Genomic DNA, 22,979 nt, shown 5'->3' with positions numbered 1-22,979 from the left:
TTACTCGCAAATTATAATATTTTCGCCAAGCAGTGCAGCGCTATCAATGAGAGCAAAAAGGTGCTCTTTTTCAAACAAAAATCCATAAATTTGATCTTCATTTTTTAGTATCGCTAGCTTTAGTGGCTCTATAAGCGAGCTTGCGCAAAGATTTAAAAAAGCTTCATCGATATGATTTTGTAAAATTTGGGGTTTGGTTTTGAAATTTTCATCTTTTATAAAAGAGATAAATTCCTCTTTGGTAGTAGATTTATTAAATTTAAAAATTAGTTTTTCTTTTAAGGCCTGGGCTAAAATTTCATCAAATTTAATCAGGTCGATGTAGTTTTTCACACCTAAAATTTGAGCAAAATTTAGTAGATTTTTATCATAATCAGCCATATTTTTCTCGTGCTCGCTTTGTGCCTTTTTAGCCCTATAAATAGCGTAAAAGCCGATAGCTATAAACAAAAGTGAAAGGGTAAAAACTTCGCTTAAAAACTCACTCATCATCATCCTTATAAAATGCAAACTTCAGTCTTAAGCTCTATGCCAAATTTCTCTAAAACTCTAGCTCTAGCCAAATTTATAAGGCTAGTGGCGTCTTCAAAGCTTGCGTGGTTAAAATTTATCAAAAAATTTGCGTGCTCTTCGCTAAATTTCGCTCCGCCGATCGCATACCCCTTTAGTCCAACTGCTTCAATCAATGCCCCTGCAAAGTGCCCATCTGGATTTACAAAGCAGCTGCCAAAGCTAGCGCCTTTTGGTTGATTTGCTCTTTTTGCGCTTATGGCTTCAGATATGCTCGCGTCAAAGCCGCTTTGAAGCTTAAATTTAGCTCCCAAAATGGCCTCATCTATACCGCTGTGACGGTAGCTAAAGCTTATCTCATCTTTGCTCACCCAGCCACGAGCCAGACGCACATGCGTGAGGTTGTCGCTTATGCTAAATTTAAGCAGCCCAGCATTCATCTTGATAAGTCCGCCAAGCGTGCCAGGGATATTTTTTAAAAACTCAAGGCCGGCTATATTGTTTTGTTTGCAGAAGTTATAAATTTTGGCTGATTTTGTCGCAGCACCTATTTCAAGGCAAATTTTTTCATCACAAATTTCTAAATTTATGTAGCCAAAGCTCTTGCTAAGCATCGCCATTTTTGGGGGATTTGGCGAGATAAGCAAGTTGTTGCCCCCGCCTATCATCACAGAGCCTAAAAATTGAGGTGAGCTTAGATCTTCAAGGCTATCAACCTCGAAAATTTCATGCACGCCACCGATCCTAACAGAGGTAAATTTAGAAAAATCAACAAGCCTCGTCACTGGATAAATTCCGGTATAAAATCAAGCATGCGAGTGGTAAACTCAACCATCATCGAGATCATCCAAGGCATCAAAAATATGATGACAACGACGACTAGCAAAATTTTTGGCACGAAGCTTAGCGTAGTTTCGTTTATCTGCGTGGTCGCTTGAAAGATGGAGATGATAAGACCTGCTATTAGTCCGCTTAGCAGCATCGGAAGGCTGATATAAAGGGCGATCTTAAAGGTTTCAACTCCAAGCGAGACAAGCGTGCTTTGCATCAGCTAAACCTTACTTCGTTGTATTCAGTTGGGATTAGGTAGTCGTTTACGTCGATTGGCTTTTCAAAAAAGCCTTTGTCGTAACCTATTTGATAGAGCTTATTTAGCGCTTTTAGCTGAGTTTCGTTCATGCTGATTGACTCGTCATTTGCATATAAATTTAGATACGCTTTAAGCTCGTCTTTGCCAACTCTGATGAGATTTCGCTCCATTAGCATGTGAGATAAAAATGGCTTGTGTGAAGTGGCGATCCTAACGGCCTCGCTAAGCACTCTCTCACACTCGATCGCATCAGTTATCGGTAGGCTTCGTCTAAGCGCCATGCCACCAAGTGGAAGGGGTAAATTTTCGCCGTTTAGTTCGCTCCAGATGTCCCAAATTTCACGCTCGACGCAGAGCTTGTCAGAGAAATTTAATATACTTTCATGTATGAGCACGCCAGCATCGACCTCGCCGCTAAGCACGGCATTTTCGATCTCTAAGAAATTTTTATAAACGATCCTTGCCTCTGGGTAGGCTATGCGAAAAAGCAGGGCATTTGTCGTGTTTTTGCCAGATAGTGCGACCTTGAAATTTCGCTTTAGCTGTTTATCTTTTAGCTTGATAAGCTTTGGGCCATATCCGTTGCCAAAGCTCACCGCACAGCGTAAAAGTGCAAATTCATCGCAGATTTTTGGATAGAGTGCAAAGCTGATCGCTGTGGCCTCATAAGTGCCTTTTAGTGCCTCTTCGTTTAGCGTTTCGATATCAAGCGCCTTTGATGTAAAGGCTAAATTTTTACTGCTAACCCAGCCAAATTTGACCGCGGCATACATGAAAATATCGTCAGCGTCTGGCGAGTGAGCGACGTTTATAGTTTTTAGATTGTGCAAAGATGATCCTTTTTTTGATTACGCCATTTTAATGAAATTTATTTAAAATAAAGTTTTAAGGGCGGTTTTGAAACGATTTTACCAGCTTTGCCTCTTTGAAATTTAGCACGTATTTCACGTCTATGGCGTCTTTAGCCCCTTTTCTTCGAGCTTGGAGCGTTGAGTAAAATGGATGCTTAAGTTCAAGCATCTTAATCAGTTTTTGATCGCTATCTTCTTTTTTTATATTTTCAACGATTATTGTCGTTATAAATTTGCCCTCAAACTCGTAAAATGGCCAGACAATCACGCCTGCGTCGCTTGTTTTAAAGTCTGTAATTTTAGATTTTTTAGGGATATTTAGCATGGAGATGATCTTTTTGCGTGAGTTGTCCGCATTTTGCACTGAGATCACCTTTACAAGCAGGTCTTTTTTGACTCCGATGCCATTTTGGCTAAAGCGATAAACTCCGTCCTCAAGGATGCCAACTTTTTCAAAGGCGTTAGCGTAGTTTGCAGCGGTGCAAGCAGTCAGTAAAAGCGACAGAATCGTTAAAATTTTTATAAATTTCATCTTCTCTCCTAAAATTTAACTCTCTTTAGCCTATCTGAAGCGAAATTTTTTCTGCCAAATTTAGCCTCACTTTTGCCGTTTAGCTCGACTAGATCGCCTGTAAAGCCACAAATGTCATTTTTAACAAGATAGCTTCCCACGCCATAAATATCAACTGGGGTGTTAAATTTCTCAAATTCACTCATTTTTTGTGGGTTAAAGCCTGAGCTAACGACGATTTTGACGTGCTTAAAGCCAGCTTTATCAAGTGCCTCTCTTAGGGCAAATATAAGCTCCTTGCAAACGCCGTGCGGGTCAAATTTACTCGTATCTTTGCCTTCAAAATACCTATCTATCAAATTTTTACTAGTATCAACTCTAACCGCGCCAAGCCTCTCTTTTAGGGCATTTGCAGCCTTTAAAGCGTCTGTTATCACGTCGTTGTTGTAATCAACTAGTGCCGTGATCTGCTCGTTTTCAAAGGTTTTAGCATAAATTTGGCAAGCCTTCACCACGTCTCCGCCACACATTTGAATGAGCGCGTGAGGCATGGTGCCACCACCTTTTAGCCCTGTAAGCTCGCCCTGAGCGTCTGTGGCGACCTTTTTGATGCCGCCGATAAATGAGGCATAGCCGTCGCCTGTCTGCGTGCAGATGTCATCTTGTCTGTCTGCCATGCTAAAGACGTCCTTGCCATTTGCCGCTTTTATCACGTCTCTGGAGTTTGTCGCCACGCAGCTTCTTCTAGTGAGCGTCGCGTCGATGACGTTTTCTAAAAAACCAAAATTTTCATACTTACCGCTTATCTTTAAAACTGGCTCGTTTGCGTTTATGATATCGCCATCATCAAGTGCGTAAATTTCAAGCTCACTTGGGTTTTTGGCAAATTTATTAATTATTGCTAAAACCTCGTCGATACCGCAAAGAACGATATCATCACGCCTTTGGAAAAACTGCATTGTCACATGCTTATCAGGCAGGTTTTGCTTAATTATCTCATTTACTTTTAGAAAGTATTTCGCCGTAAAGTAGCCCTCGCCGATCCTTGGATCTAGCCTAAAAGTCTTATCTGTTAGCCTATCTATCTTGCCTTGCATCTTTAGCTCGAGTTCGTTCATGCCTATCCTTTTGTTTTTGCGAGATTATACCATTTTGGCAAAATAGTAAAATTGTAAAAATATATTTTAAGAATATATAAGAGTATATTTTATAAAATCGTGAAATTTTATTTTTAAAGGAAAAAGTATGAAAAAATTTTTGCTTTTAATGGCCGCAGTCTTTGCATTTAGCAATGAAAATTTGCTAGTTAGTGCGGGCGGTGGATATAAAAAGATAGTCGAAGCAGTCGCGCAAAATCTTAAAAAAGACGGAGTAAATATTGACACCTCTTTTGCAAACATCAAAGCGATCATGGCGCAGGCAAAAGAGGGCAAAACTGACGTGATCGTGGGCGATGAGGACTTTTTAAAAAAGTCTGATCTAAAGATCACTGAATATGTAAATTTAGGCTCTGGCGCCTTGGTGCTAGCTACTAAAAAGGGCGTGAAAATAGAAAAAGTTGATGAGCTAAAAAAGTTTTCAAAAATCGCTATGCCAGACGCGGCAAAGACAGTTTATGGCAAGAGAGCTAGTGAGTTTATGCAAAAAGCAAATTTAGAGGGCGAGTTAAAGGATAAAATTTTAGCAGTTGCAGGCGTGCCACAGGTCGTTACCTATATATTAAACGGCGAAGTTGATGCTGGCTTTATCAACCAAACTGAGCTAAACGCACACAAGGATGAATTTGGTAGTTTTATCTTGATAGATAAGGCGCTTTATGCACCAGCAAACATCGTGGCTGCAAAGCTTGAAGGATGCGAGAAAAAGGCTGATTGCGAGAAATTTATAAACGAGCTAAAAAGCGAGAGATCAAAAGAAATTTACGCTAAATTTGGCATAAGATAGGGCGAAATTTGCAAGAGCTCGCTTGGCTGTTTGATCCGCTATTTTTAAGCATAAAGGTCATTTTATGCCAGGGGCTTTTGCTAGCCGTTTTTGGGCTAGCTCTTGCTTATTTTCTAGCTTTTAGCAGCTCTAAATTTAAAGCAGTTGCCGAGATGATAGTCACCTTCCCGCTCATATTTCCGCCCATTGCAACTGGATTTTTACTGCTTTATCTACTTGGCAAAAATGGCATCATCGGCAAGGCCTTAAATTTAGAGATCGTCTTTAGCTTTAAAGCCCTTGTTATAGCTGCTTTCATAGCCTCATTGCCACTTTTTGTAAAGCCCGTAGCCTCAGCGCTTAGCTCACTTTCAAAAAGCCTTAGTGAGGCGGCATACAGCCTTGGTAAAAATAAATTTCAAACAGCCATTTTAGTGCTTTTCCCAAGTATAGCAAAAAGCGTGGCGGCAGCCTTTATCCTAGCGCTCTCACGAGGGCTTGGCGAGGTTGGCATAACGCTCATTTTAGGCGGCAATATCATAGGCAAAACAGATACCATCTCACTTGCTATCTACAACGCAGTCTATGACGGCAGAAGTGATCAGGCGCTCGCTTTAAGTCTTGTTTTAGTTGTGCTTAGTTTTATCTTATTTGTTATTATAAATTTGCTAGAAAAAAGTAGGACTTAAAAATATAAAAGTGGCGAGAGGATGAGAGAATCGAACTCCCCACCAGACGGTCAACCGCCCAGTCATCGGGTTTGAAGCCCGTGAGCATCACCAGATTACTTTATCCTCCGTGCGTGTTATTTTAGCAGATTTAGATAAATTTTAGCCCATTTTCTATAAACTTTTTGAAATTACAAAAGGATTTATGATTTCTAAATTTAGCGTTTTTGCATTTTTGGTCTTATTTTTTTGCTCTTGCTCCTCAGTCCTCACTCCAGCAACAGCGCCACTAAATGTATATGACGCATACTCCATTTCTCGCGATAAACGCGGCATCTACTCGATCTCTCGTGATAAATTTATCCAAAGCAAGCTACAAAGCAAAATTTTGTTTTCAAAAGGGCTTAGCAACATCGACATCGAGATAGAGGTCTTTTACGGCGACGCCTATCTCATAGGGCTTGTTGATAGCAAAGAGCTTGAAGGTAAGCTAGTTGAGCTTGCCAAAAGCACGGACGGAGTGCGAAAAATTTACACCTATCTTAGGATAAAAAAGAGCGAATATCCGTGCGATAGCCTGAGCATACTTGCAAATTTAAAGCAAAATCTCTTTAAAGATAGCGTCGTTGAGGGCACAAATGTGCGTGTTAGCATCGTTGGCTGTGACGTTGTTTTTAGCGGTGTGGTAGATAGCATCGAGCAAGAAAAGCACGCCATTTGGTACGCTAAGCACATTGATGGCGTGGCTGATGTCTATTCGTTTATCAAAGTTATCAAATAAATTTATACCTCGCGCTTTTTCACAAAGCTTGCTATCAAACTTGGCAAGATGATGAGCGCACCAAGCAGCATAAAGACCATAACAAGATCAGTTAGCAAGCCAAAATAAATTGTCGGTATAAAGTTGCTAGTTATCATCACGCTAAAGCCAAGAAAAATGGTAAATGAGGTGTAATACATCGCGTATCCGATGCTAGCGTGTGCAGCCTTAATGCTCTCAAAAACGTCCTTTGTAAGCAGCTCCTCTTTGAAGCGGTGGATGTAGTGGATGATATCATCAACGCCGATGCCTATACTAATGGCAGCAATCGTAATGCTCATCACATCAAGCGGAATGCCAAAAAATCCCATCACGCCAAAAAGGGTGCAAAGCGGGATCAAATTTGAAACAATGGCGATGGTCGCTAGCTTGATACTTCTAAAAACAAAGCAAAATATAACAAAAAGTATCGCAACCGTTAGTCCAAATGTATCAACCTGCGAGCTAAGCAAATTTTGAAGCATGTTGTTATAAAGCACCATCATACCGGCAACTTCTATGCTTACGTTATCGTTTTTGGTTAGCTCTAAAAGTCCTTCTCTAAGCTCTTTTAGAAATAAATTTCGTCTAAGCTTTGGATCGCTATCAACGATCCTTAGGCTAAATCTAAGCTCGTCATTTTCGACGCTTACATAAGGACTTAGCAATATCTTTTTATACTCAAGTGGTAGTTTTTCATACATCGCAGCTAGCAAAAAATCATCACTAACGCCGTTATTTAGCTCTTTTATCGCCTTTATAAGCGTTGCAAGCGAGCTTACGTTGCCTACAAAATTTTGCTCTTTTAGATAGTCGTGAATTTTCTCTGCAACTCTTGTGTGGTAGCTGTTAAACCAGTATTTTGCGCTCTTTGCGTCGTTTTCAAACTCACTTTCAAAGTCATCTTTCTCATCAGTTTTTTCTTGTTTTGGCTCGCTCTCTTTAAATTTCACTATCACATCAACTGGGATCGTGCCACCAAGCTTTGTGTCGATGACTTGCATGCCTTGGCGGATCTGCGTGCTCTCTTTAAAGTAGCCAATGAAGCTGTTTTCAACCTTTATCTTGCTTATGCCATAGACGCCAAAGCAGACAACAAGCACGCAAACTGCGTAGATGATCTTTCTTGAGTTTAGGGCTAAATTTGCGCAGTATTTTGTAAATTTAAAGCTGTTTTCAAATGTCCTAACAGGAGCAAGCTTCTTTAAATTTACATTTATCGCGCCAAATAGCAAAAAGGCAAGCACAAGTGAAACGCTAATGCCAGCACTCATCATAATGCCAAGCATGATAACTGGCTTTATATCGGCACTCATTAGTGAGCTAAAGCCAATGACTGTCGTAAATATCGCCCAAAAAGATGGAGAAAATTTGTCACGAAGTGTCAGATAGATGAGCTGATTTTGGCTGTATTTTGGGTGCCTTGCGTAAAATTCTCTGTAGCTAACGACTAGGTGGATGACTGTTGAGATGGTGATAATTAGCTGAAGTGCGATGTAGTTTGAGCTAATGACCGTCACTTCCCAGCCAAACATACCAAAAATCCCAGTCGTAAAAATGGCACTTACCGCGCAGATAAACATCGGTAAGACGATCCATCTAACCTGCCTAAAAAATAGCCACAAGCTAAAGCTAAGAAGCGCTAAAACGCTTAGGCCGTAAACCAAAAGATCGCTCTTTATAAAGCCTATCATATCATCAGCGATCATGTTTGCGCCGCCCAAAAACAGCTCGTCATTTGCGTTAAATTTAGCGATGGCTGCCTTTATGGCTTCAAGGTTTTTGTGATCGCTCTTTCTAAGCTCATCTCGGTAGGCTTTAAACTCCGCTAAAAGCGCTTTAAATTTCTCTTTTTCAGCCTGCGTGATAGTACCGTTTGACTCTTTTAGACTAAGCAAATTTCGCTCATTTAAAAGCTCGTTAAATTTCTCATCTTGCTTTAAATTTAGCGCGATCGCTGTGGTTTTTAGATCTTTGCTTATCAAATTCCCACTATAAATAGGACTTTTTACAAACTCAAGCTTTGCTTTTGAGATATTTATATCTTTATCACTTAGCGTTGGCGTGTGATCTAAGATGCCTGTAACGCCACCTTTTACGCTATTTAGAAGCGGCACGTTTAAGATAGAGATGACGCTGCTAACCATATCGTTTTTGGCTAGCTCGTCGCTTAAATTTTTAATAAGCTCTAAATTTTTAGGTGAAAAAAGATCATCTTTTGGGGTGAAAGCGACCACCAAAAGCCCGGGAGAGTCGTAGCGCTTTGCGATCTGCCTATAGGCTTTTAGATCTGGGTCATGCTCAAGCAGCAAGGTCTCAGCCGAAGCGTCGATGCTTAGTCTTGTGCTAAGGTAGCCAAAAACTACGCTTAGAACTAGCACAAGCGAGATAACAAGCTTGTTTTTGGCAATGATAAATTTAAAAATTTGTCGCATTAAGGATTAGTTTTGTTTTGATCAGGTAAAACCGCTTCGTTTAGTTTTTGTAAAAGCGTATTAAAATCAGCATTATTTAGCACGTCGCCAAACTGACTTCTATAAGTTTGAATGATGCTCACACCAACGATATCAAGGTCGTAAATGAGCCAGCCACGCTCTTTTGCATCGTAAAATTTATAGACAAATTCATAGCTTTTGCCGTCATTTAGAAGCTCAGATGTGAGCCAATATCTATTTTTTTGAGGCTCGCTTTCTCCAGTTATGTGGATCTGTTGGTCTTTGTAGCCTAAGAGCTTGTCGATATATGAGCTTTTTAGCTTTTGTTCAAATGCAGCGTCAAATTTAGCTTGCTCGTCAGCACTTAGGCTGTTGTAGCGTTTGCCAAGGCTGATCTTTGCCATTTGCTTGTAGTCAAATAGTGGATCAAGCAGAGCAAAAATCTCTTTTGTCTTTGCATTGTTGTCTAAATTTGTATTTTTTAAAATTTCAATCACCTTTGTTGTCTTTGCCTCTATTTCAGGCTTTATCTGCTCTTTTGAAAGAGCAAAAAGGCTAGTTGCTAAAAGTAAAATCGCCGCTATAATTTTAAAAATTTTCATACTTACTCCTTGATAAGTTTATCGCGTCTTTGCTCGTAAGCATCGCGTAAAAATGGATATAGATCGATCGCGTCTTTGCGTAGTTTTTCATAAGCAGTTGGATCTTGTGAAAAGCTGTTAAACGCCCTATATGACTTGATGCCAGCCGATAAAAGCATAGGATCAACGTAGCTGATAGGATCGGCAAAATAGTCTCCAACTAGGCCGCCAGTATCTCTTAAATTTGATGGTCCGATAAGTGGCCAAACGATGTGAAAGCCGCTTCCTAGCCCCCAGTAGCCAAGGGTTTGTCCAAAGTCCTCGTTGTGAGCCTTTAGATCATAGTATTTTGCCCCGTCTGTTAGCCCTCCAAAGCCAATTATCGTATTTGCCAAAAAGCGCAAAGTCTCTTCACCAGCGTTTTGAAATTTAAACTGAAGCAAGTTATTTACAAAACGCACTGGGAAAAGGAGGTTGTCAAAGAAATTTGCAACCATCGTCCTAGCTGTGGCTGGCACGACATAAGCGTAGCCTTTTGCCACTGGAGTTAGCATATTTATGTAGATAAAGTCATTTACATTTGTCATCACTCTGTTATAGCCACTAAGCGGGTCAAAAACATCTTTTTTTGCTTCAAATTCAACGTCAAAATCATCTTTTTCACTGTTTGTGCTCAGATCAGCGCTGGCACAGGCTAAAAGCAGGCTACAAAAGATAGCGAGCAAAAATTTCATCATAAAACCTTAAAATTTATTTATAAAATACAACTTGATTTTATCCTCTTGAAACTTTACAAGAAATTAAAGAAAATTTGTAATTTTAAGCTTGTGAATTAATATAATTAGATATATTTTGCAAATTATTATTATATATTTAGAGGTTAAAAATTTGAAAGCAGATATAAATTTAGAGCTATTTCTAGGTGAAGATACGCAGGTTTTAGCAAAGCATATAGCGCTACTTAAGGCGATAAAAGAGACAAAAAGCATCACAAAAGCAGCTGAGGTTGTTGGCATATCATATAAAAACGCTTGGGACTGCTTAGATACGATAAACAACAAAAGCAGCAAGCCTCTCATCATAAGAGCTGATGGCAACAAGAAAAATAGCGGTTCAGAGCTTAGCCCATATGCCAAAAAACTGATAAAAATTTATGACGCTATTCTCGAAACACAAAAGGACTTTTTGCAAAAAATTTGCCAAAAGGTTGATTTTGAGGATGTTGATATCATAAATTTACAAAGGATGAGTATGAATTTAAGCGCTAGAAACCAGCTCTCATGCGAGATCGTTAGTATAAATAGAGGCGCTGTAAATTCTGAAATAGTTGCAAAACTAAGCAATGGCAACACGCTTGAAGCGACAATAACAGTTGAAAGCGAGAAAAATTTAGGACTAAAGGTGGGTCAAAAGGTCGTTTTCATCTTTAAAGCACCCTCTGTCATCCTTGCAAAGGATCTTGATCTAAAAATAAGCACTAAAAATCAGCTAAAAGGTGAGGTCATCGAGGCAAAAATAGGCGCTGTAAATGCTGAAGTCACGCTAAAACTAAGTGATGAGCAGACCCTAACTGCTATAATCACAAAAGATAGCGCGATGGATATGCAAATAGGCGTTGGTGACACGCTTTTAGCAATAGTAAAATCATCTCAAATCATAATAGGAGTATAAATGAAAAAGGTTTTTAAATTTCTATGTGTGGCAGCACTGCTTGCCATAAACGCACTTGGCGCAGAGGTAAATGTCTATGCCGCAGCAAACACGACTTACGCGTTTCCAGAGCTTATAAAAGAGTTTAACAAGCTTCATCCAGACGCTAAGATCAACCTAACTCTTGGTGCAAGCGGTGGCCTTGTCACGCAGATACAAAACTCGGCTCCAGCTGATATCTTCATGGCTGCTGATATGGGCTTTGCGCAAAAAGCTTACGACACAGGCTTTGCAGTAGCTGCTCCAAAAGTTTATGCTCAAGGCGCTGTGGCTATCTTTTCTATCAGAGGCGTGGATTTTAAAAAGGGCATCGAAGTTGTTCGTGGCTTAAAAGCGATCTCAATAGCAAATCCAGAGACTGCACCTTACGGCAAAGCTAGTATCGAGGCTCTTAAAAATGCAAAACTTTATGACGCAGTAGAGAAAAACATCGTCTATGCTCAAAAAATTTCTGAGACACTTTCTCAAGCATTGAGCGCTTCAGATGTTGGCTTCATCGCTGCTAGTGCATTGTTTGACAAAAAAATGGAAAAATACAAAGAGGGCACTAACTACATCTTCGTTCCACAAGAGCTCTACACTCCGATCGATCAAGGCATCGTGCTCTTAAAACATGCTGAAAATAACGCTGATGCTAAGGCATTTTATGAGTTTGTCTTAGGCGATAAAGCAAGAGAAATTTTCAAGAAATTTGGTTATAACGTCCCAGCTAAATGATAAAAGCAAAGATCGTTCAAATTTCTTCTAAAGATGGCGTCAATTTTTTTGAGCTTGAGTGCCTAAATTTAGGGATAAATTTATATATGCTAGCCTTAAATGAGGCTAGCAAATTTGCTCTAAATGATGAGGTGAGCTTAAATTTCAAAAGCTCAGATGTCATCTTATCAAGGCTTAGACTTGAGGCTAGTTCGTTTGAAAATGAGCTAAAATGCGAGGTCGCTGGCATAACTCGCGGCGAAATTTTAAGCATAGTTAGCCTAAAGTGTGAGCAGCTTTGCTTTGAGGCTATCATCTCAGATCACGCCCTAAATGGGCTAAATTTAGCGGTAGACGAGCAGGTTTTTGCCTACGTTAAATCAACAAGTATCCACGTAAGCGCTTAAAAATGATAGAAATTTCATGCAAAAAAGAGCTAAATGGCGGTGGCGGTAAATTTATGCTTGAGGCTGAGCTTGCCTTTGAAAGTGGTGAGTTTGTCGCACTTTATGGAGCAAGTGGCGGAGGTAAAACGACGATTTTAAGGCTCATCGCTGGCTTTGAAACCCCACAAAGTGGCGTGATAAAGGTTGGCGATAAGATCTTTTTTGATGAAAAGACAAATTTAGCCCCGCAAAAGCGAAATATCGGCTTTTTGTTTCAAGACTACGCCCTTTTTGAAAATATGAATGTCTTTAAAAATTTGCTTTTTGCAAATAATGATGAAAATTTAGTAAACAAACTACTTGAAATTTGCGAGCTAAAGAGCCTAAAAAACGCGAAAATTAGCACCCTTTCAGGCGGTCAAAAGCAGCGCGTGGCACTCGCTCGTGCGGTGATGAGAAAGCCAGAAATTTTACTGCTAGATGAGCCACTAAGTGCCCTAGATAACGTTATGCGCGAAAAGCTGCAGGATTATTTGCTAGCACTTCACGATGAGTTTAAGATGAGTGTTATTTTAGTAAGTCACGACATAGCTGAAATTTACAAGCTTTGTAGCAAGGTTTTCGTCCTTGAAAATGGCAAAATTTCAAGGTCTGGCAGTGCGAGTGAGATATTTTTAAAAAGTGCAGGATCGCAGAAATTTGCGTTTAACGCTAAGGTTTTAGAGATCAAAAAGCGTGACGCCATTTTTGTAGCAAGCGTGCTAATAAACCGCCAAATTTGTGAAGTCGTGCTAAGTAGCGCAGAAGCTAGTGGGCTAAGAGCTGGCGACACGGCCATAGTTAGCACAAAAGCATTTGGCGTAAATTTGGTAAAAGCATGATTAGCGAGCTAGCAAATATTGATTACGAGCCGTTTTGGCTCTCGCTAAAACTCTCTTTTATCACGACATTTATCCTATTTTTCTTCTGCGTAGGGATTGCTTATTTTATGTCGCAAAAGAAATTCTTTGGCAAGGCATTTTTAGAGTCCATCATATCGCTGCCTTTGGTGCTGCCGCCAAGCGTTCTTGGCTTTTATCTACTCATTTTTCTCTCGCCTTACTCATTTTTTGGCAAATTTATAGAAGAGACCTTTGGCATAAGACTGGTTTTTAACTTCACTGGCCTTGTTGTGGCAAGCTGTATCTACTCGCTGCCATTTATGTTTGGGCCCATTTACGCTGGTCTAAATAGTCTAAAAAAGAGCCTTTTTGAGGCGAGCTATAGCCTTGGTAAAAGCAAGCTCACAACCATTTTTAGAGTGATCCTACCAAGCATCAGATCAAATTTACTAACCGCGATCGTCGTTAGCTTCGCTCATACAATGGGCGAGTTTGGCGTGGTTTTGATGATAGGTGGCAGCGTGGCTGGCGAGAGCAAGGTCGCTAGTATCGCGATATTTGAAGCAGTTGAGATGCTTGACTATACCAAAGCTCACATCTACGCACTTTTGATGCTAATAATTAGCTTTTTCGTCCTTTTTATCGTCTATTTTTTAAATTCAAAAAAAGCTTAAAGATATATAATAGATAAAATTTTTAAAGGACGAAACATGATAAAAGTGCCTACAAGTATCTATCTAAGGACCTTAGACGGTAAAGAATTTGACTTTTCAGCCTTTGCAAGGACCCACGATTGCGTAGTTTTTATCTATCCAAAGATAGGCGAGGACTTCGAGCTTTTAAGCGAGCAGCTGCAAAAAACTGCAGGCATGAAAGGTTGCACCAAGCAAGCGATAAACTACAAAAAACTTCTTAAAGAATTTAACGATCTTGGCTTTATGGTAGTAGCTATTGGCTCCCAAGATATCGCGGCTCAGAAGAAATTTGAAGAAGAGACCGCAACTGGCGTGATGTTTTTAAATGATAGCGAGTTTATGCTAGAGAGCGCGCTTGAGCTTCCGGTATTTGCCGCTTCAAATAGGCATAAATTTTACTTTCGTCAAACACTTATCATAAAAGGTGGCAATATAAGGCGAGCATATATCGTTGATGAGCCTGAAAACGACGCTAAAAATATGCTGGAGAAGATAAAAAACGAAGACTACTAAGGATAGAAAATGGACAAAAATAGCAAGATCGAAAAGTCTTACGACGAGCTAACATATAAATCAGCAGCATTTGCGCAGTCATCGCCCTATAAACTAGAGGCTTGCGCTACGCTTCTTGGCATCAACCCACCGCCTTGCAAAAACGCAAAAGTTTTAGAGATAGGGTGCAGTTTTGGTGGAAATTTGATCCCATTTGCCGTAAATAACGAGAACGCAAGAGTAGTTGGCATCGATCTTAGCGGCGAACAGATAAGGCGTGGCAAAGAGATCGTAAAAGAGATAGGACTGCAAAATTTAGAGCTAATTCACGGCGATATCTGCGAGTTTAAAAGTGATGAGAAATTTGACTACATCATCGCTCACGGCGTCTTTAGCTGGGTGCCTGATTTTGTAAAAGATGCTATTTTAAGGGTCGTAAGAGAAAATTTAAGCCAAAACGGCGTGGCGTTTATCTCTTATAACACATACCCAGGCTGGAAGATAAAAGATGTCGTGCGTGATCTTATGTTGCTTGCCGCAAAAGACAAAGATAGCACTGAAGAGAGGCTAAAGGCAGCTAAAGAGGCTCTTTTAGTCTATAAAGATGTCTTACTAACAAAGCTTGGAGAAAATTATGAAGATAAGATCCCTGCAAAGTTGCTGCTTCACTGGATAGATAACGTGCTTGAAAAGGATGATTTTTACGTAGCACATGAGTTTTTAGAAGAGATAAACGATCCATTTTACTTTAAAGACTTTAACGCCATGCTAGCTAAAAATGATCTTGCCTATCTTTGCGAATACGGACTTGAATATCTTTTTGTGCCAGATCTTGGTATAGAGCATGTAGATAGTTATAAAGATAAGAAATTTAAAGATAGGATCGATCTAGAGCAGTTTATAGATATAGTTAATAACAAGGTCTTTAGGCAAAGTCTCATCGTGCATGCTAAGGCTTATGAGAGCGTGGCTAATAAACAAATAGGGCCAAGTGATGTAAATAAAATTCACGTCGTGGCCGACTTTATAAAAAAAGATGATGGCTGGCACGATAAATTTGCTCTTATGCCTCAGGATATCTCTTGGCTTTGTGAGGTATTTTACGGGATGTATCCAGCAAGCATAAATCTCTCTCAAATTTTAGAGATTTTGCCAGAAGATAAGCTTATGGTTTATAGTGCTTTTGTAAGGCTTTTAACTAACTCAGCAAGCGCAATGATCGTAAAAGATGAGCTAAAAGATATAGAGTATGCTCCAAACTACTCAAGGCTAAAGGCAAATTTAACTGGCTATATAAAATACTTTCTAAATCATAAAGATAACGCCGACATTACCTTTGCAAACAAATTTGGTCTTAGAGAACGTCTTGATAGACTTGATTACTATATATTTTTACTACTTGATGGTAAAAATACTTTAGAAGAAATAACGGCTAGGAGTTTAAAATTTGTAAAAGAAAACAGCATAAAAATATCTGATAAAAATGGCAAAGAGCTTAAAAATGACAGATTAGTCACTCACTTAAAGGGCTACATCGTAGGCACAGCAAAGATAGCTAGCATGCTCTATCTGCTTGAGGAAATTTAAAATGAAAAGAACTTTAGCTCTTATATTTTGCCTTTTTCTAGCAGGTTGTGCTAGCAAGCCAAGCGTGAAAAATCTAAATCTTAAAAGCAGCCTAAACTACGGTGGCGAAGAGCTTGCAAAGATACTTGAACAAGATGATGCAGTGGCTTTTAGCAGCAACTTGCGTGAGGGGATTTTTATCTATATAAGTAACGCTAAAGTCGCAAACTATCTTGGCGTAGTAAGAGCTGAGAGACACGCTAAATTTAGCGTAAAAGAGCTAGGCAAAAACGATCTTTTGATAAAAAGCGTAAATGATCTAACGCAAAGCTTTGATGCTAGTTTAGAGCGAGCCAGAGAGCTAAAATGTGGCACTTTAGTGATCAGACTAAAAGATAAATTTCAGGATTTAGAAGCGGCAAATAAATTTTTAGAGCAAAACGAGAGCGCATTTTTAAAGATGAGTGGTGAGATAAGGTGCAAGTAGCCTTATCTGCCCTGCTCTATCAGCCTAAAAACTTCATCCTCTAAGCCCAAAGTATTTTTACCAAAAGCTACGTAAAATGGGCTTTTTAGATCCGCTAGCTTGTAGCTTGGCTCGCATCTGTCGCTAGCGTTTAAGACCTTGCCACCGCTAAATTTCACTACCGCCTCGCCTGCAGCATTGTCCCAAAGATAGCTTGGGCTAAATCTCACATATATCCCGCCAAGCTCGGCTAAACGACAAAATTTAATGGCAGATCCGATGCATTTTTGCTCTAAATTTAAACTATCTCTTATGAGCTCAACCTTTTTTGTCTCGCCTCTTCTGCTTGAAAAAATGAAGTCATTTAAGCTTTTAGCTTTTTCATTTAGATCTTGTTTTTCTACAACCTCATCATTTGCACCTAAAATTTCTTTAAAAGCGCCGTTTTCATCGGCGTAAAAAAGCTCTTTGCTAACTGGGATAAAAATGACGCCAAGCACCGGCCTAGCCTCTTTTATAAGCGCTATGCAAACGCAAAATTCGCCATTTCTAGCTAAAAATTCTTTCGTACCATCAAGGGGATCAACTAGCCAAAACTCGTCTTTGTCGCTATCTTGCAAGATGCTCTCTTCAGAGCAAATTTTTATCCCACTTTTGCTTAGCTCTTTTAGTATCACCTCGTTTGCCGCTAGATCAGCGCTAGTTAGTGGCGAGCTATCATCTTTTAGGCAGACTTTAAGTGCCTGGCTATTAGATGAGTAAAATTTCATTATCTCACCTCCAGCGCTGATGGCTGCCTTGATGGCTAAATTTAAAAGCTCGCTCATTTTGGTGTTCTGTTTGTCTCTCCGACGTAGAGCTGTCTTGGACGGACGATCTTTATACTCTCTTGCTCTTTTAGCTCGATCCACTGACTGATCCAGCCTGGCGTCCTGCCGATCACGAAAATGACGGCAAACATATTATTTGGTATGCCAAGCGCTTTTAGGATGAGCCCTGAGTGAAAATCAACGTTTGGATATAAATTTCTACTTACAAAGTAGTCGTCATTTAGCGCGATCTCTTCGATGCGGTTGGCAATCTTTATGAGCTCTGAGCTAATGCCGATCTCATCCATCAGCTGATCCCTCATCTTTTTAAGCACCTTTGCGCGAGGGTCAAAGTTTTTATAGACCCTGTGACCAAAGCCCATTAGCCTAAATGGATCGTTCTTATCCTTTGCTCTAGCGATGTATTTATCGACGTTTGCCACCGAGCCGATCTCTTCTAGCTGACGGATAACGCCCTCGTTTGCGCCACCATGAGCCCAGCCCCAAAGTGCGCCGATACCTGCGCTTATACATGCGTATGGGTGCGCGTGCGTAGAGCCAACGGTCCTAACAGTAGTCGTTGAGGCATTTTGCTCATGGTCAGCGTGCAGCATAAAGACCGTATCAAGCGCCTTTATCTCGATAGGCTTAAGATCGACGTGCTCGTATGGATAGCCCCTCATCATGTAGAGGAAATTTTCAGTAAAGCCACGATCTAAATTTGGATATATGATGGGCAGGCCACGTGAGTATCGGTAGCTAAAGGCCGCTATCGTTGGGATCTTGGCGATGATACGCATAGCCATCTCGTGGTACTCTTCAGGTTTATCCATATTTAGGTGGTCTGAGTAAAAGGCACTTAGCGCTGAGACTGCTGCCTGCAAGATCGCCATAGGGTGCGCCTTGTCTGGAAATGCGTCAAAGAGCTTCATCATGCCCTCGTGTATGAAGCTTCTTTTTTTGAGCTCATCTTTAAAGCTTGCGTATTGCTCGCTAGTTGGTAGCTCTTTGTTTAAAAGCAGATAGGCAACGTCTAAAAATGTCTTATTTTCAGCCAAATATGCGATGTCGTAGCCTCTATACATGAGCTCGCCCTTTAGGCCGTCGATGTAGGTTATGGCTGAGCGGCACATCGCAGTTGAGGTGTAGCCCCTGTCAAAGGTAAACATCCCAGTGTCACTAAAAAAGGTCGATATGTCGATGACGTCTGGTCCCATCGTGCCTTTTAGGATAGGAAATTCATAGCTCTTGCCAGTTCGGTTGTCGATTAGTGTGGCTGTATTTGATGACATTTTTACTCCTTGCTTTTTGATTGCATTAAAATTTTGATGATTATAGCTCCTATTATAGCTTGTGCGAGGCTTGCTAGGATGAAAGATGAGTAAGAATAGTCACTTATCTCGCCTGATTTGTGTGCGATAGTAGCAACTGCGATCAAAAGAGTGAGCGGCATAGACTGCGAAACTGAAAATAAAAATATCCCTCTAAAGCCAAGCTTGCCCAAAAAGAGCAAACTAGATACAACTCTCGTGCCAAGCATTGCTAAAAATATAAAAATAGCATCCTTTATCACTTCGCTAGATCCTAGGCTTGAAAGCTTGAAAGTCGAGCCTATGTGGATGAAAAATATCGGTACCAAAAAGCCAAATCCAAAACTTGAAAGCTTGTGCGGCAAGTCCTTTTTGTGATCAAAAAATGTCGTGATAAACATACCTGCGATAAACGCGCCAAAGGCGACTTCTAAATTTAGATAGAGCATCAAGGCTATCATCGTGAAAAATACCGCGATGCAAAGCCTGATGTCCTTCTCGTCCTTGTCGTAGTGCGGCATGAGCACCACTTTAAGCCCCGGATACCACCAAAAAAGCACATCCAAAATTTTAAAACTAAGCACGCTAATAGCCAAAAATAGGATCAAATAGCCTATCGTTAGCCATAAATTTATGCTCGCTCCAAACTGCAAGTAAGCAGCGGTAAAGGTTAGAAGCGTGATGCTTAAAAGCTCGCCGATAGTTGCTATTAGCATGCTTAAATTTAGCCACTCTTGCTGCTTGCCATACTCCTTAAATAGCGTAAATACCATACCAACGGCCATTATCGGGATGATGATGATGTAAAGCAGGCTAAGCTCAAGTCCTAGCGTCAAAGCCGTGGCTAGAGCGTAGATGAGCGCAAGGTAGATGAGCCCAAGGCGCAAAATTTTACGGTCGATGTTTATGAGCATCCTAAGATCGATCTCCATGCCAGCTAGAAACATCAAAAAGAAAAAGCCAACTTCGCTGATGAGTTTAAACATCTCGTTGTCGCCAACAACTCCGATGTAGCCTGCAACCGCTCCAAGTAGTATCTCAGCAGGTGCGACTGGTATGCGTAAAATTTTAGAAATATAAGGCGAAGCAAAGACGATAAATGCCAAAACGACAAGGATGCTAAGCTCGCTTGCTTGGTGTAACTGCAAAAAGATCCTTAAAATAAAAATGCCTGATTGTATAAAAAGCTTTGTTATTTTTTGATTAAGCTAAGCAAAATTTGGGCAAAATGGCGGCTATTTTAGAAATTTGGAGTGAAATTTTATGCGTAAATTTAGCCTTTTTGTTTTGCTGTTTTTTGGTCTCTTTTCTTTGGCAGGCGAGCTAAGCTTGGTTGAGAGTTTTAGGTTTTATGGGAGCACATTTTATAAAAAGCAAGTGGTTAAAAATGAGAGCTTTTACTTTTTAAAAAATGAAAACATGGACGAGCACTTTGCCTCGTTTAAGGTAAAGTTTAACAAAGATGTCATGACAAAAAGCGAGCTAGAGGAGTTAAAAAAGGCTCTTAAGCAAGATAAAAATGTGCTTTATAGCGAAGAAAATGATCAAATTTTAGCTCTTATAAAAGATGAAACTAAGAGCAAAAATATAGAAATAATCCACTTTTTGTTTAAAAAAGATGGAGTTTTGATGCTTTCGTATGAGAGAATTTACGACCCACAAACATCAGCAGATGCACTCAAACCAGTGCTTTTAAGCGAAGCTAGAAATTTTATGCTGCAGATGCCAAAGGTAGAAGCTAGGTAGAGAGATGTATGTGGCGAAGCTTCGCACTGCATGCGTTTGTATATCGGTGAGCGTCAAGCAAATTTAAAAATTTCATGAACGAGTAATTTCGGCTCTAAAATTTGAGCTAAACTATAAGCGAAGCCAAATTTTAGTAGCCAATTCTTGCGAGTGAGTGGAATTTTAAAATTTGCAAAATAGTTTTTTAGAAATTTAAAGTTTTTTCTTCTTTGTTAAGGGGGAAGAGGCTTGAATTACGAAGTCGCTCCCTTCCCCCTTAACAATCCCCTAACCCCGACGACGTTAGAAGTGGCATGCGATAAGCACTATCGTGCCGCATGTGTTTTTACGCAAGATAAACTCGCACAAATTTAAAAATTTCATGAACGAGTAATTTCGGCTCTGATTTTAGTGGCAAGCTTTGCGAGACCTAAAATCAGTAGCCAATTCTTGCGAGTGAGTGGAATTTTAAAATTTGCAAAATGGCATAAATAAAGCTATTTTTATTACACACCTTAAAAACCTCACAAATTTTTACCAAGCAAAATGCCAAGATAGCTTGCGAGCAGGCAAAGGCTAAGGTTTAAAAATATATTTAAAAAGCCTTTTACGAGTTCGCCTTCTAGTAAAAATTTCACACTATCAAGGCTAAAGCTTGAAAACGTGGTAAAGCCGCCAAGTATGCCAACGATTAAGAAAACCCTCACGCTTTGGCTTAAATTTAAGCAAAATAAAACGCCGATAATGAAGCTGCCAAGCACATTTACGCTAAGCGTGGTTAGCGGAAAGTGGCTAAATTTTAGCAGCTCTCCAGCTAAAAACCTACATCCGGCTCCGATAAAGCCCCCAAGCCCTGCAAAAAGCAAATTTACTAGCATTAGTGGCAGATGCTTGCGAAGCTAAAACCGCGCTTTGTAAGCTCCTCGATGTCCTTGCTCGCCTTCTCGCCCTTTGCGGTGAGGTAGTCGCCTATCACGATAGCGTCTGCGCCATTTTCAAAGATCTCGTACTGCCTCTCGCCCAATATCTTCTCCCTGCCGCCAGCTATCATGACCCTAGTTTCTGGCAGCGCGCTTTTGGTTTCGCGCACGATTTTTAGGGCTTCATCCGCGCTAAGAGGTGGCTGATTAAGCCTTAGAGCGTCACTTTTTATGAAAAAATTTATAGGCGATGAAAACGGCTCAAGCTCTTTTAGGCTAGCTCTAAAGCTCACTCTGTCAGCCTCGCTCTCACCAACGCCGTAAATGCCGCCAGTGCAAAGCATGAGCCCAGCCCTTTTTGCGTCTAAATTTGTCTGATATCTCTCGTCCCAAGAGTGCGTTGTGCAGATTTTTGAAAAAAACTCACGGCTAGTTTCTAGGTTGTGGTTGTAGCTAAAAACGCCAGCTTTTTTGAGCTCACAAAGCTGCTCGTAAGTCGCCATTCCGTTACATGCGATGAGCATCAAATTTGGCACTTCTTTGCTCACGGCTCTTGCTAAAGATGCGATATAGTCGGTCTTTTTGTCATTTAGCCTGGCGCCACTTGTGACTAAACAAAAGCCAAGAGCGTGGTTTTTATATGCCATTTTGGCCTCATCCACCACCTGCTGCACGCTTTTTTCTTTAAATTTCGTGATATCAGCGCCAGCTTTGGCACTTTGCGTGCAATAAGCGCAGTCCTCAGCGCAGTTTCCCTGCGTGACAGAGCATATCGCACAAAGCATAATTGTTTTCATTTTTTATCCTTTTTTGGGGAGCATTATAGCTTTGGTAGGTTTAAAATTTAAGTAGAGTGGCTTGAATTTATGAGAAATAGGTAAATTTAAATGTTTATTCCTTTGTTAAGGAGGAAGAGGCTTGAATTACGGTCTGCTTGCAGTTGCGAGCTCACGAAGCAAAAGAGCTCCCTTCCCCCTTAACAATCCCCTAACCCCGACGACGTTCGAAGTGGCATGCAACGGTGCTAGCGCACTGCATGCTATTTTTAAAAAAACTCGCGCAAATTTACAAGAACGAGTAATTTCGGCTCTAAAATTTGAGCTAAGCGATAATCGAAGCCAAATTTTAGTAGTCAATTCTTGCGAGTGAGTGAAAGTTTAAAATTTGCCTTTAGAAATAAAACTATGCAAAAATTTAAATTTTACAGCATTACTTTTTCTTGTAAATTTCTGCTCTCTCTTTTAAAAGACCTGTTGTTAAATTTGGCAAAGCGCTAAGCTCGTCAAAAAGTCCAAAAAGTGCGTGCTGTGGTGGCAGACTAAGGTGGGTGAGGGATTTTAGAGATAAGATAGGCGAGTAGTCCTTGCTTTTTAGCCTAGCCACCAAGATCACAAGGCTGGTTAGTCCAGGCATCTGGCGTAAAAACTCTAGGCTTTCGATGTGGATAAATTTAGGCGAAAGTCCGTCGCCGCTGATCTCAAGGCTCTTTAAATTTTGCAAATTTGAAAATGCAGAATAGTCACTTATCTTTTGAAAATTCTCCACCGCAAGGCTTTCAAGCCCATTAAGTGTCGCGATCGGCGCGATGCTTTTTACGCTGGCACCAGAACCTACAAAAAGGCTCTTTAGGTTAGAAAGATTTGCCAGCGCGTCAAGGCTCTCATACGAGCCCCATTTGATGTGAAGGCTCTTTAAATTTCTTTGGCAGCACGCTGCGTCAAAGAGTTCTTGAGGCATTTTGGTGCAAAAGCTAAGCTCATCAAATGCGTCTTGCTCGCTTCTTAAAAAGTCGCACCACTCATCAAGCACCGCTCTTTTTTGCTTGGCGGTTTTATACTGCGGCGTGAAGCTATCCCCTAGCTGCGTGCAGTTTATCACAAGGCTCTTTTGCCCTTTATACTGGCTAACTTTTATGATGGTGTCAGGCATTTAAGGTCCAAATTTATAAGCCAAAT

At 40.4% G+C, this 22,979-nt stretch carries 27 protein-coding genes and 1 tRNA gene; 12 read left to right on the top strand and 16 right to left on the bottom strand.

Going from position 1 to position 22,979, the window contains the following annotated elements:
* The 6 genes from CYP05_RS08125 to CYP05_RS08100 all read right to left on the bottom strand — a co-directional run bounded on the left by CYP05_RS08125 (position 1) and on the right by CYP05_RS08100 (position 4,080).
* Positions 1 to 489, bottom strand: coding sequence for an addiction module antitoxin (locus tag CYP05_RS08125; protein WP_103642575.1), 489 nt, complete (start codon positions 487 to 489; stop codon positions 1 to 3).
* 8 nt (positions 490 to 497) lie between these two features.
* Positions 498 to 1,295, bottom strand: a complete 798-nt coding sequence (locus CYP05_RS08120; RefSeq protein WP_103642574.1) for a UDP-N-acetylmuramate dehydrogenase — start codon at positions 1,293 to 1,295, stop codon at positions 498 to 500.
* On the bottom strand, positions 1,292 to 1,561 hold the full coding sequence (fliQ, locus tag CYP05_RS08115) for a flagellar biosynthesis protein FliQ (protein WP_223154231.1): 270 nt from the start codon (positions 1,559 to 1,561) through the stop codon (positions 1,292 to 1,294). The genes CYP05_RS08120 and fliQ overlap by 4 nt, the downstream gene beginning before the upstream one ends.
* Positions 1,558 to 2,373, bottom strand: a complete 816-nt coding sequence (locus CYP05_RS08110; RefSeq protein WP_430747664.1) for a menaquinone biosynthesis family protein — start codon at positions 2,371 to 2,373, stop codon at positions 1,558 to 1,560. Before CYP05_RS08110 ends, fliQ begins: the two co-directional genes overlap by 4 nt.
* A gap of 112 nt (positions 2,374 to 2,485) precedes the next feature.
* Positions 2,486 to 2,983 (bottom strand): hypothetical protein, encoded by a 498-nt coding sequence (locus CYP05_RS08105; protein WP_021084669.1) that lies wholly within the window; start codon positions 2,981 to 2,983, stop codon positions 2,486 to 2,488.
* Positions 2,984 to 2,991: 8 nt separating this feature from the next.
* Positions 2,992 to 4,080 (bottom strand): nicotinate phosphoribosyltransferase, encoded by a 1,089-nt coding sequence (locus CYP05_RS08100; RefSeq protein WP_103642572.1) that lies wholly within the window; start codon positions 4,078 to 4,080, stop codon positions 2,992 to 2,994.
* Between the two features lie 127 nt (positions 4,081 to 4,207).
* Here CYP05_RS08100 and modA (CYP05_RS08095) point away from each other — a divergent pair, with 127 nt between their 5' ends.
* Positions 4,208 to 4,906, top strand: coding sequence for a molybdate ABC transporter substrate-binding protein (gene modA, locus CYP05_RS08095; RefSeq protein WP_103642571.1), 699 nt, complete (start codon positions 4,208 to 4,210; stop codon positions 4,904 to 4,906).
* Positions 4,907 to 4,914: 8 nt separating this feature from the next.
* Positions 4,915 to 5,574, top strand: coding sequence for a molybdate ABC transporter permease subunit (locus CYP05_RS08090; protein ID WP_103642570.1), 660 nt, complete (start codon positions 4,915 to 4,917; stop codon positions 5,572 to 5,574).
* Positions 5,575 to 5,585: 11 nt separating this feature from the next.
* On the opposite strand, the gene CYP05_RS10005 is transcribed toward CYP05_RS08090, so the two are convergent.
* Positions 5,586 to 5,683 (bottom strand) — tRNA-Sec (locus CYP05_RS10005).
* A 75-nt stretch (positions 5,684 to 5,758) separates the two neighbouring features.
* Between CYP05_RS10005 and CYP05_RS08085 the strand changes: the two genes are divergently transcribed.
* Positions 5,759 to 6,334, top strand: a complete 576-nt coding sequence (locus tag CYP05_RS08085) for a BON domain-containing protein (RefSeq protein ID WP_103642569.1) — start codon at positions 5,759 to 5,761, stop codon at positions 6,332 to 6,334.
* A gap of 2 nt (positions 6,335 to 6,336) precedes the next feature.
* Here CYP05_RS08085 and CYP05_RS08080 read toward each other — a convergent pair whose 3' ends face one another.
* Genes CYP05_RS08080 through CYP05_RS08070 form a run of 3 tightly spaced genes read right to left on the bottom strand, consistent with a single transcriptional unit; the run spans position 6,337 to position 10,102 of the window.
* The gene (locus tag CYP05_RS08080; protein ID WP_103642568.1) at positions 6,337 to 8,787 is read right to left on the bottom strand and encodes an efflux RND transporter permease subunit; all 2,451 of its coding nucleotides are present in this window, start codon (positions 8,785 to 8,787) and stop codon (positions 6,337 to 6,339) included.
* Positions 8,787 to 9,389: an ABC transporter substrate-binding protein gene (locus CYP05_RS08075; RefSeq protein WP_103642567.1), complete on the bottom strand. Its 603-nt coding sequence runs from the start codon at positions 9,387 to 9,389 to the stop codon at positions 8,787 to 8,789. The genes CYP05_RS08080 and CYP05_RS08075 overlap by 1 nt, the downstream gene beginning before the upstream one ends.
* A gap of 2 nt (positions 9,390 to 9,391) precedes the next feature.
* Complete coding sequence (locus CYP05_RS08070) at positions 9,392 to 10,102, bottom strand: MlaA family lipoprotein (protein ID WP_103642566.1); 711 nt, start codon at positions 10,100 to 10,102, stop codon at positions 9,392 to 9,394.
* 154 nt (positions 10,103 to 10,256) lie between these two features.
* Here CYP05_RS08070 and CYP05_RS08065 point away from each other — a divergent pair, with 154 nt between their 5' ends.
* Genes CYP05_RS08065 through CYP05_RS08030 form a run of 8 tightly spaced genes read left to right on the top strand, consistent with a single transcriptional unit; the run spans position 10,257 to position 16,281 of the window.
* On the top strand, positions 10,257 to 11,039 hold the full coding sequence (locus tag CYP05_RS08065; RefSeq protein ID WP_103642565.1) for a TOBE domain-containing protein: 783 nt from the start codon (positions 10,257 to 10,259) through the stop codon (positions 11,037 to 11,039).
* The gene (gene modA, locus CYP05_RS08060; protein WP_103642564.1) at positions 11,040 to 11,795 is read left to right on the top strand and encodes a molybdate ABC transporter substrate-binding protein; all 756 of its coding nucleotides are present in this window, start codon (positions 11,040 to 11,042) and stop codon (positions 11,793 to 11,795) included.
* On the top strand, positions 11,792 to 12,181 hold the full coding sequence (locus tag CYP05_RS08055) for a TOBE domain-containing protein (protein WP_103642563.1): 390 nt from the start codon (positions 11,792 to 11,794) through the stop codon (positions 12,179 to 12,181). Before modA (CYP05_RS08060) ends, CYP05_RS08055 begins: the two co-directional genes overlap by 4 nt.
* Before the next feature lie 2 nt (positions 12,182 to 12,183).
* Complete coding sequence (locus CYP05_RS08050; protein WP_103642562.1) at positions 12,184 to 13,041, top strand: sulfate/molybdate ABC transporter ATP-binding protein; 858 nt, start codon at positions 12,184 to 12,186, stop codon at positions 13,039 to 13,041.
* Positions 13,038 to 13,715 carry a molybdate ABC transporter permease subunit gene (modB, locus tag CYP05_RS08045; protein WP_103642561.1) on the top strand — a complete coding sequence of 226 codons (678 nt, stop codon included), beginning with the start codon at positions 13,038 to 13,040 and terminating at the stop codon, positions 13,713 to 13,715. Before CYP05_RS08050 ends, modB begins: the two co-directional genes overlap by 4 nt.
* 36 nt (positions 13,716 to 13,751) lie before the next feature.
* On the top strand, positions 13,752 to 14,249 hold the full coding sequence (locus tag CYP05_RS08040) for a redoxin family protein (protein WP_103642560.1): 498 nt from the start codon (positions 13,752 to 13,754) through the stop codon (positions 14,247 to 14,249).
* A gap of 9 nt (positions 14,250 to 14,258) precedes the next feature.
* Entirely contained in the window at positions 14,259 to 15,815 is a 1,557-nt protein-coding gene (locus CYP05_RS08035; RefSeq protein ID WP_103642559.1) for a class I SAM-dependent methyltransferase, read from the top strand.
* 1 nt (position 15,816) lies between these two features.
* On the top strand, positions 15,817 to 16,281 hold the full coding sequence (locus CYP05_RS08030) for a damage-inducible protein (RefSeq protein WP_103642558.1): 465 nt from the start codon (positions 15,817 to 15,819) through the stop codon (positions 16,279 to 16,281).
* Between the two features lie 2 nt (positions 16,282 to 16,283).
* Here the strand turns inward: CYP05_RS08030 and CYP05_RS08025 are convergent, their stop codons facing one another.
* The 3 genes from CYP05_RS08025 to CYP05_RS08015 are packed head-to-tail and all read right to left on the bottom strand — an operon-like array spanning position 16,284 to position 19,527.
* Positions 16,284 to 17,087 carry a 3'(2'),5'-bisphosphate nucleotidase CysQ family protein gene (locus CYP05_RS08025; RefSeq protein ID WP_103642557.1) on the bottom strand — a complete coding sequence of 268 codons (804 nt, stop codon included), beginning with the start codon at positions 17,085 to 17,087 and terminating at the stop codon, positions 16,284 to 16,286.
* Complete coding sequence (locus CYP05_RS08020; RefSeq protein WP_103575363.1) at positions 17,084 to 18,361, bottom strand: citrate synthase; 1,278 nt, start codon at positions 18,359 to 18,361, stop codon at positions 17,084 to 17,086. Before CYP05_RS08020 ends, CYP05_RS08025 begins: the two co-directional genes overlap by 4 nt.
* A 2-nt stretch (positions 18,362 to 18,363) precedes the next feature.
* Positions 18,364 to 19,527, bottom strand: coding sequence for a cation:proton antiporter (locus CYP05_RS08015; protein ID WP_021085423.1), 1,164 nt, complete (start codon positions 19,525 to 19,527; stop codon positions 18,364 to 18,366).
* 115 nt (positions 19,528 to 19,642) lie between these two features.
* Between CYP05_RS08015 and CYP05_RS08010 the strand changes: the two genes are divergently transcribed.
* Positions 19,643 to 20,125: a hypothetical protein gene (locus tag CYP05_RS08010; RefSeq protein WP_103642556.1), complete on the top strand. Its 483-nt coding sequence runs from the start codon at positions 19,643 to 19,645 to the stop codon at positions 20,123 to 20,125.
* A gap of 503 nt (positions 20,126 to 20,628) precedes the next feature.
* Here the strand turns inward: CYP05_RS08010 and crcB are convergent.
* The 3 genes from crcB to CYP05_RS07990 all read right to left on the bottom strand — a co-directional run bounded on the left by crcB (position 20,629) and on the right by CYP05_RS07990 (position 22,953).
* The gene (crcB, locus tag CYP05_RS08005) at positions 20,629 to 20,982 is read right to left on the bottom strand and encodes a fluoride efflux transporter CrcB (protein WP_103569308.1); all 354 of its coding nucleotides are present in this window, start codon (positions 20,980 to 20,982) and stop codon (positions 20,629 to 20,631) included.
* Positions 20,982 to 21,821, bottom strand: a complete 840-nt coding sequence (locus tag CYP05_RS08000; protein ID WP_103642555.1) for a biotin synthase — start codon at positions 21,819 to 21,821, stop codon at positions 20,982 to 20,984. The genes crcB and CYP05_RS08000 overlap by 1 nt, the downstream gene beginning before the upstream one ends.
* 412 nt (positions 21,822 to 22,233) lie before the next feature.
* The gene (locus CYP05_RS07990) at positions 22,234 to 22,953 is read right to left on the bottom strand and encodes a hypothetical protein (protein WP_103642553.1); all 720 of its coding nucleotides are present in this window, start codon (positions 22,951 to 22,953) and stop codon (positions 22,234 to 22,236) included.
* Positions 22,954 to 22,979: the final 26 nt, after the last annotated feature.

The organism is Campylobacter concisus (genome assembly GCF_002913545.1).
Lineage (GTDB): Bacteria > Campylobacterota > Campylobacteria > Campylobacterales > Campylobacteraceae > Campylobacter_A > Campylobacter_A concisus_AV.
This window is presented reverse-complemented; position numbering and strand designations above follow the sequence as displayed.

What these genes read in the sequence shown, in the direction of transcription:
- CYP05_RS08125 (WP_103642575.1), bottom strand. Translation starts at nt 489, where the DNA reads ATGAGTGAGTTTTTAAGCGAAGTTTTTACCCTTTCACTTTTGTTTATA.
- CYP05_RS08110 (WP_430747664.1), bottom strand. Translation starts at nt 2,373, where the DNA reads ATGTATGCCGCGGTCAAATTTGGCTGGGTTAGCAGTAAAAATTTAGCC.
- CYP05_RS08105 (WP_021084669.1), bottom strand. Translation starts at nt 2,983, where the DNA reads ATGAAATTTATAAAAATTTTAACGATTCTGTCGCTTTTACTGACTGCT.
- CYP05_RS08100 (WP_103642572.1), bottom strand. Translation starts at nt 4,080, where the DNA reads ATGAACGAACTCGAGCTAAAGATGCAAGGCAAGATAGATAGGCTAACA.
- modA (WP_103642571.1), top strand. Translation starts at nt 4,208, where the DNA reads ATGAAAAAATTTTTGCTTTTAATGGCCGCAGTCTTTGCATTTAGCAAT.
- CYP05_RS08085 (WP_103642569.1), top strand. Translation starts at nt 5,759, where the DNA reads ATGATTTCTAAATTTAGCGTTTTTGCATTTTTGGTCTTATTTTTTTGC.
- CYP05_RS08080 (WP_103642568.1), bottom strand. Translation starts at nt 8,787, where the DNA reads ATGCGACAAATTTTTAAATTTATCATTGCCAAAAACAAGCTTGTTATC.
- CYP05_RS08075 (WP_103642567.1), bottom strand. Translation starts at nt 9,389, where the DNA reads ATGAAAATTTTTAAAATTATAGCGGCGATTTTACTTTTAGCAACTAGC.
- CYP05_RS08070 (WP_103642566.1), bottom strand. Translation starts at nt 10,102, where the DNA reads ATGAAATTTTTGCTCGCTATCTTTTGTAGCCTGCTTTTAGCCTGTGCC.
- modA (WP_103642564.1), top strand. Translation starts at nt 11,040, where the DNA reads ATGAAAAAGGTTTTTAAATTTCTATGTGTGGCAGCACTGCTTGCCATA.
- CYP05_RS08055 (WP_103642563.1), top strand. Translation starts at nt 11,792, where the DNA reads ATGATAAAAGCAAAGATCGTTCAAATTTCTTCTAAAGATGGCGTCAAT.
- CYP05_RS08050 (WP_103642562.1), top strand. Translation starts at nt 12,184, where the DNA reads ATGATAGAAATTTCATGCAAAAAAGAGCTAAATGGCGGTGGCGGTAAA.
- modB (WP_103642561.1), top strand. Translation starts at nt 13,038, where the DNA reads ATGATTAGCGAGCTAGCAAATATTGATTACGAGCCGTTTTGGCTCTCG.
- CYP05_RS08040 (WP_103642560.1), top strand. Translation starts at nt 13,752, where the DNA reads ATGATAAAAGTGCCTACAAGTATCTATCTAAGGACCTTAGACGGTAAA.
- CYP05_RS08035 (WP_103642559.1), top strand. Translation starts at nt 14,259, where the DNA reads ATGGACAAAAATAGCAAGATCGAAAAGTCTTACGACGAGCTAACATAT.
- CYP05_RS08030 (WP_103642558.1), top strand. Translation starts at nt 15,817, where the DNA reads ATGAAAAGAACTTTAGCTCTTATATTTTGCCTTTTTCTAGCAGGTTGT.
- CYP05_RS08025 (WP_103642557.1), bottom strand. Translation starts at nt 17,087, where the DNA reads ATGAGCGAGCTTTTAAATTTAGCCATCAAGGCAGCCATCAGCGCTGGA.
- CYP05_RS08020 (WP_103575363.1), bottom strand. Translation starts at nt 18,361, where the DNA reads ATGTCATCAAATACAGCCACACTAATCGACAACCGAACTGGCAAGAGC.
- CYP05_RS08010 (WP_103642556.1), top strand. Translation starts at nt 19,643, where the DNA reads ATGCGTAAATTTAGCCTTTTTGTTTTGCTGTTTTTTGGTCTCTTTTCT.
- crcB (WP_103569308.1), bottom strand. Translation starts at nt 20,982, where the DNA reads ATGCTAGTAAATTTGCTTTTTGCAGGGCTTGGGGGCTTTATCGGAGCC.
- CYP05_RS08000 (WP_103642555.1), bottom strand. Translation starts at nt 21,821, where the DNA reads ATGAAAACAATTATGCTTTGTGCGATATGCTCTGTCACGCAGGGAAAC.
- CYP05_RS07990 (WP_103642553.1), bottom strand. Translation starts at nt 22,953, where the DNA reads ATGCCTGACACCATCATAAAAGTTAGCCAGTATAAAGGGCAAAAGAGC.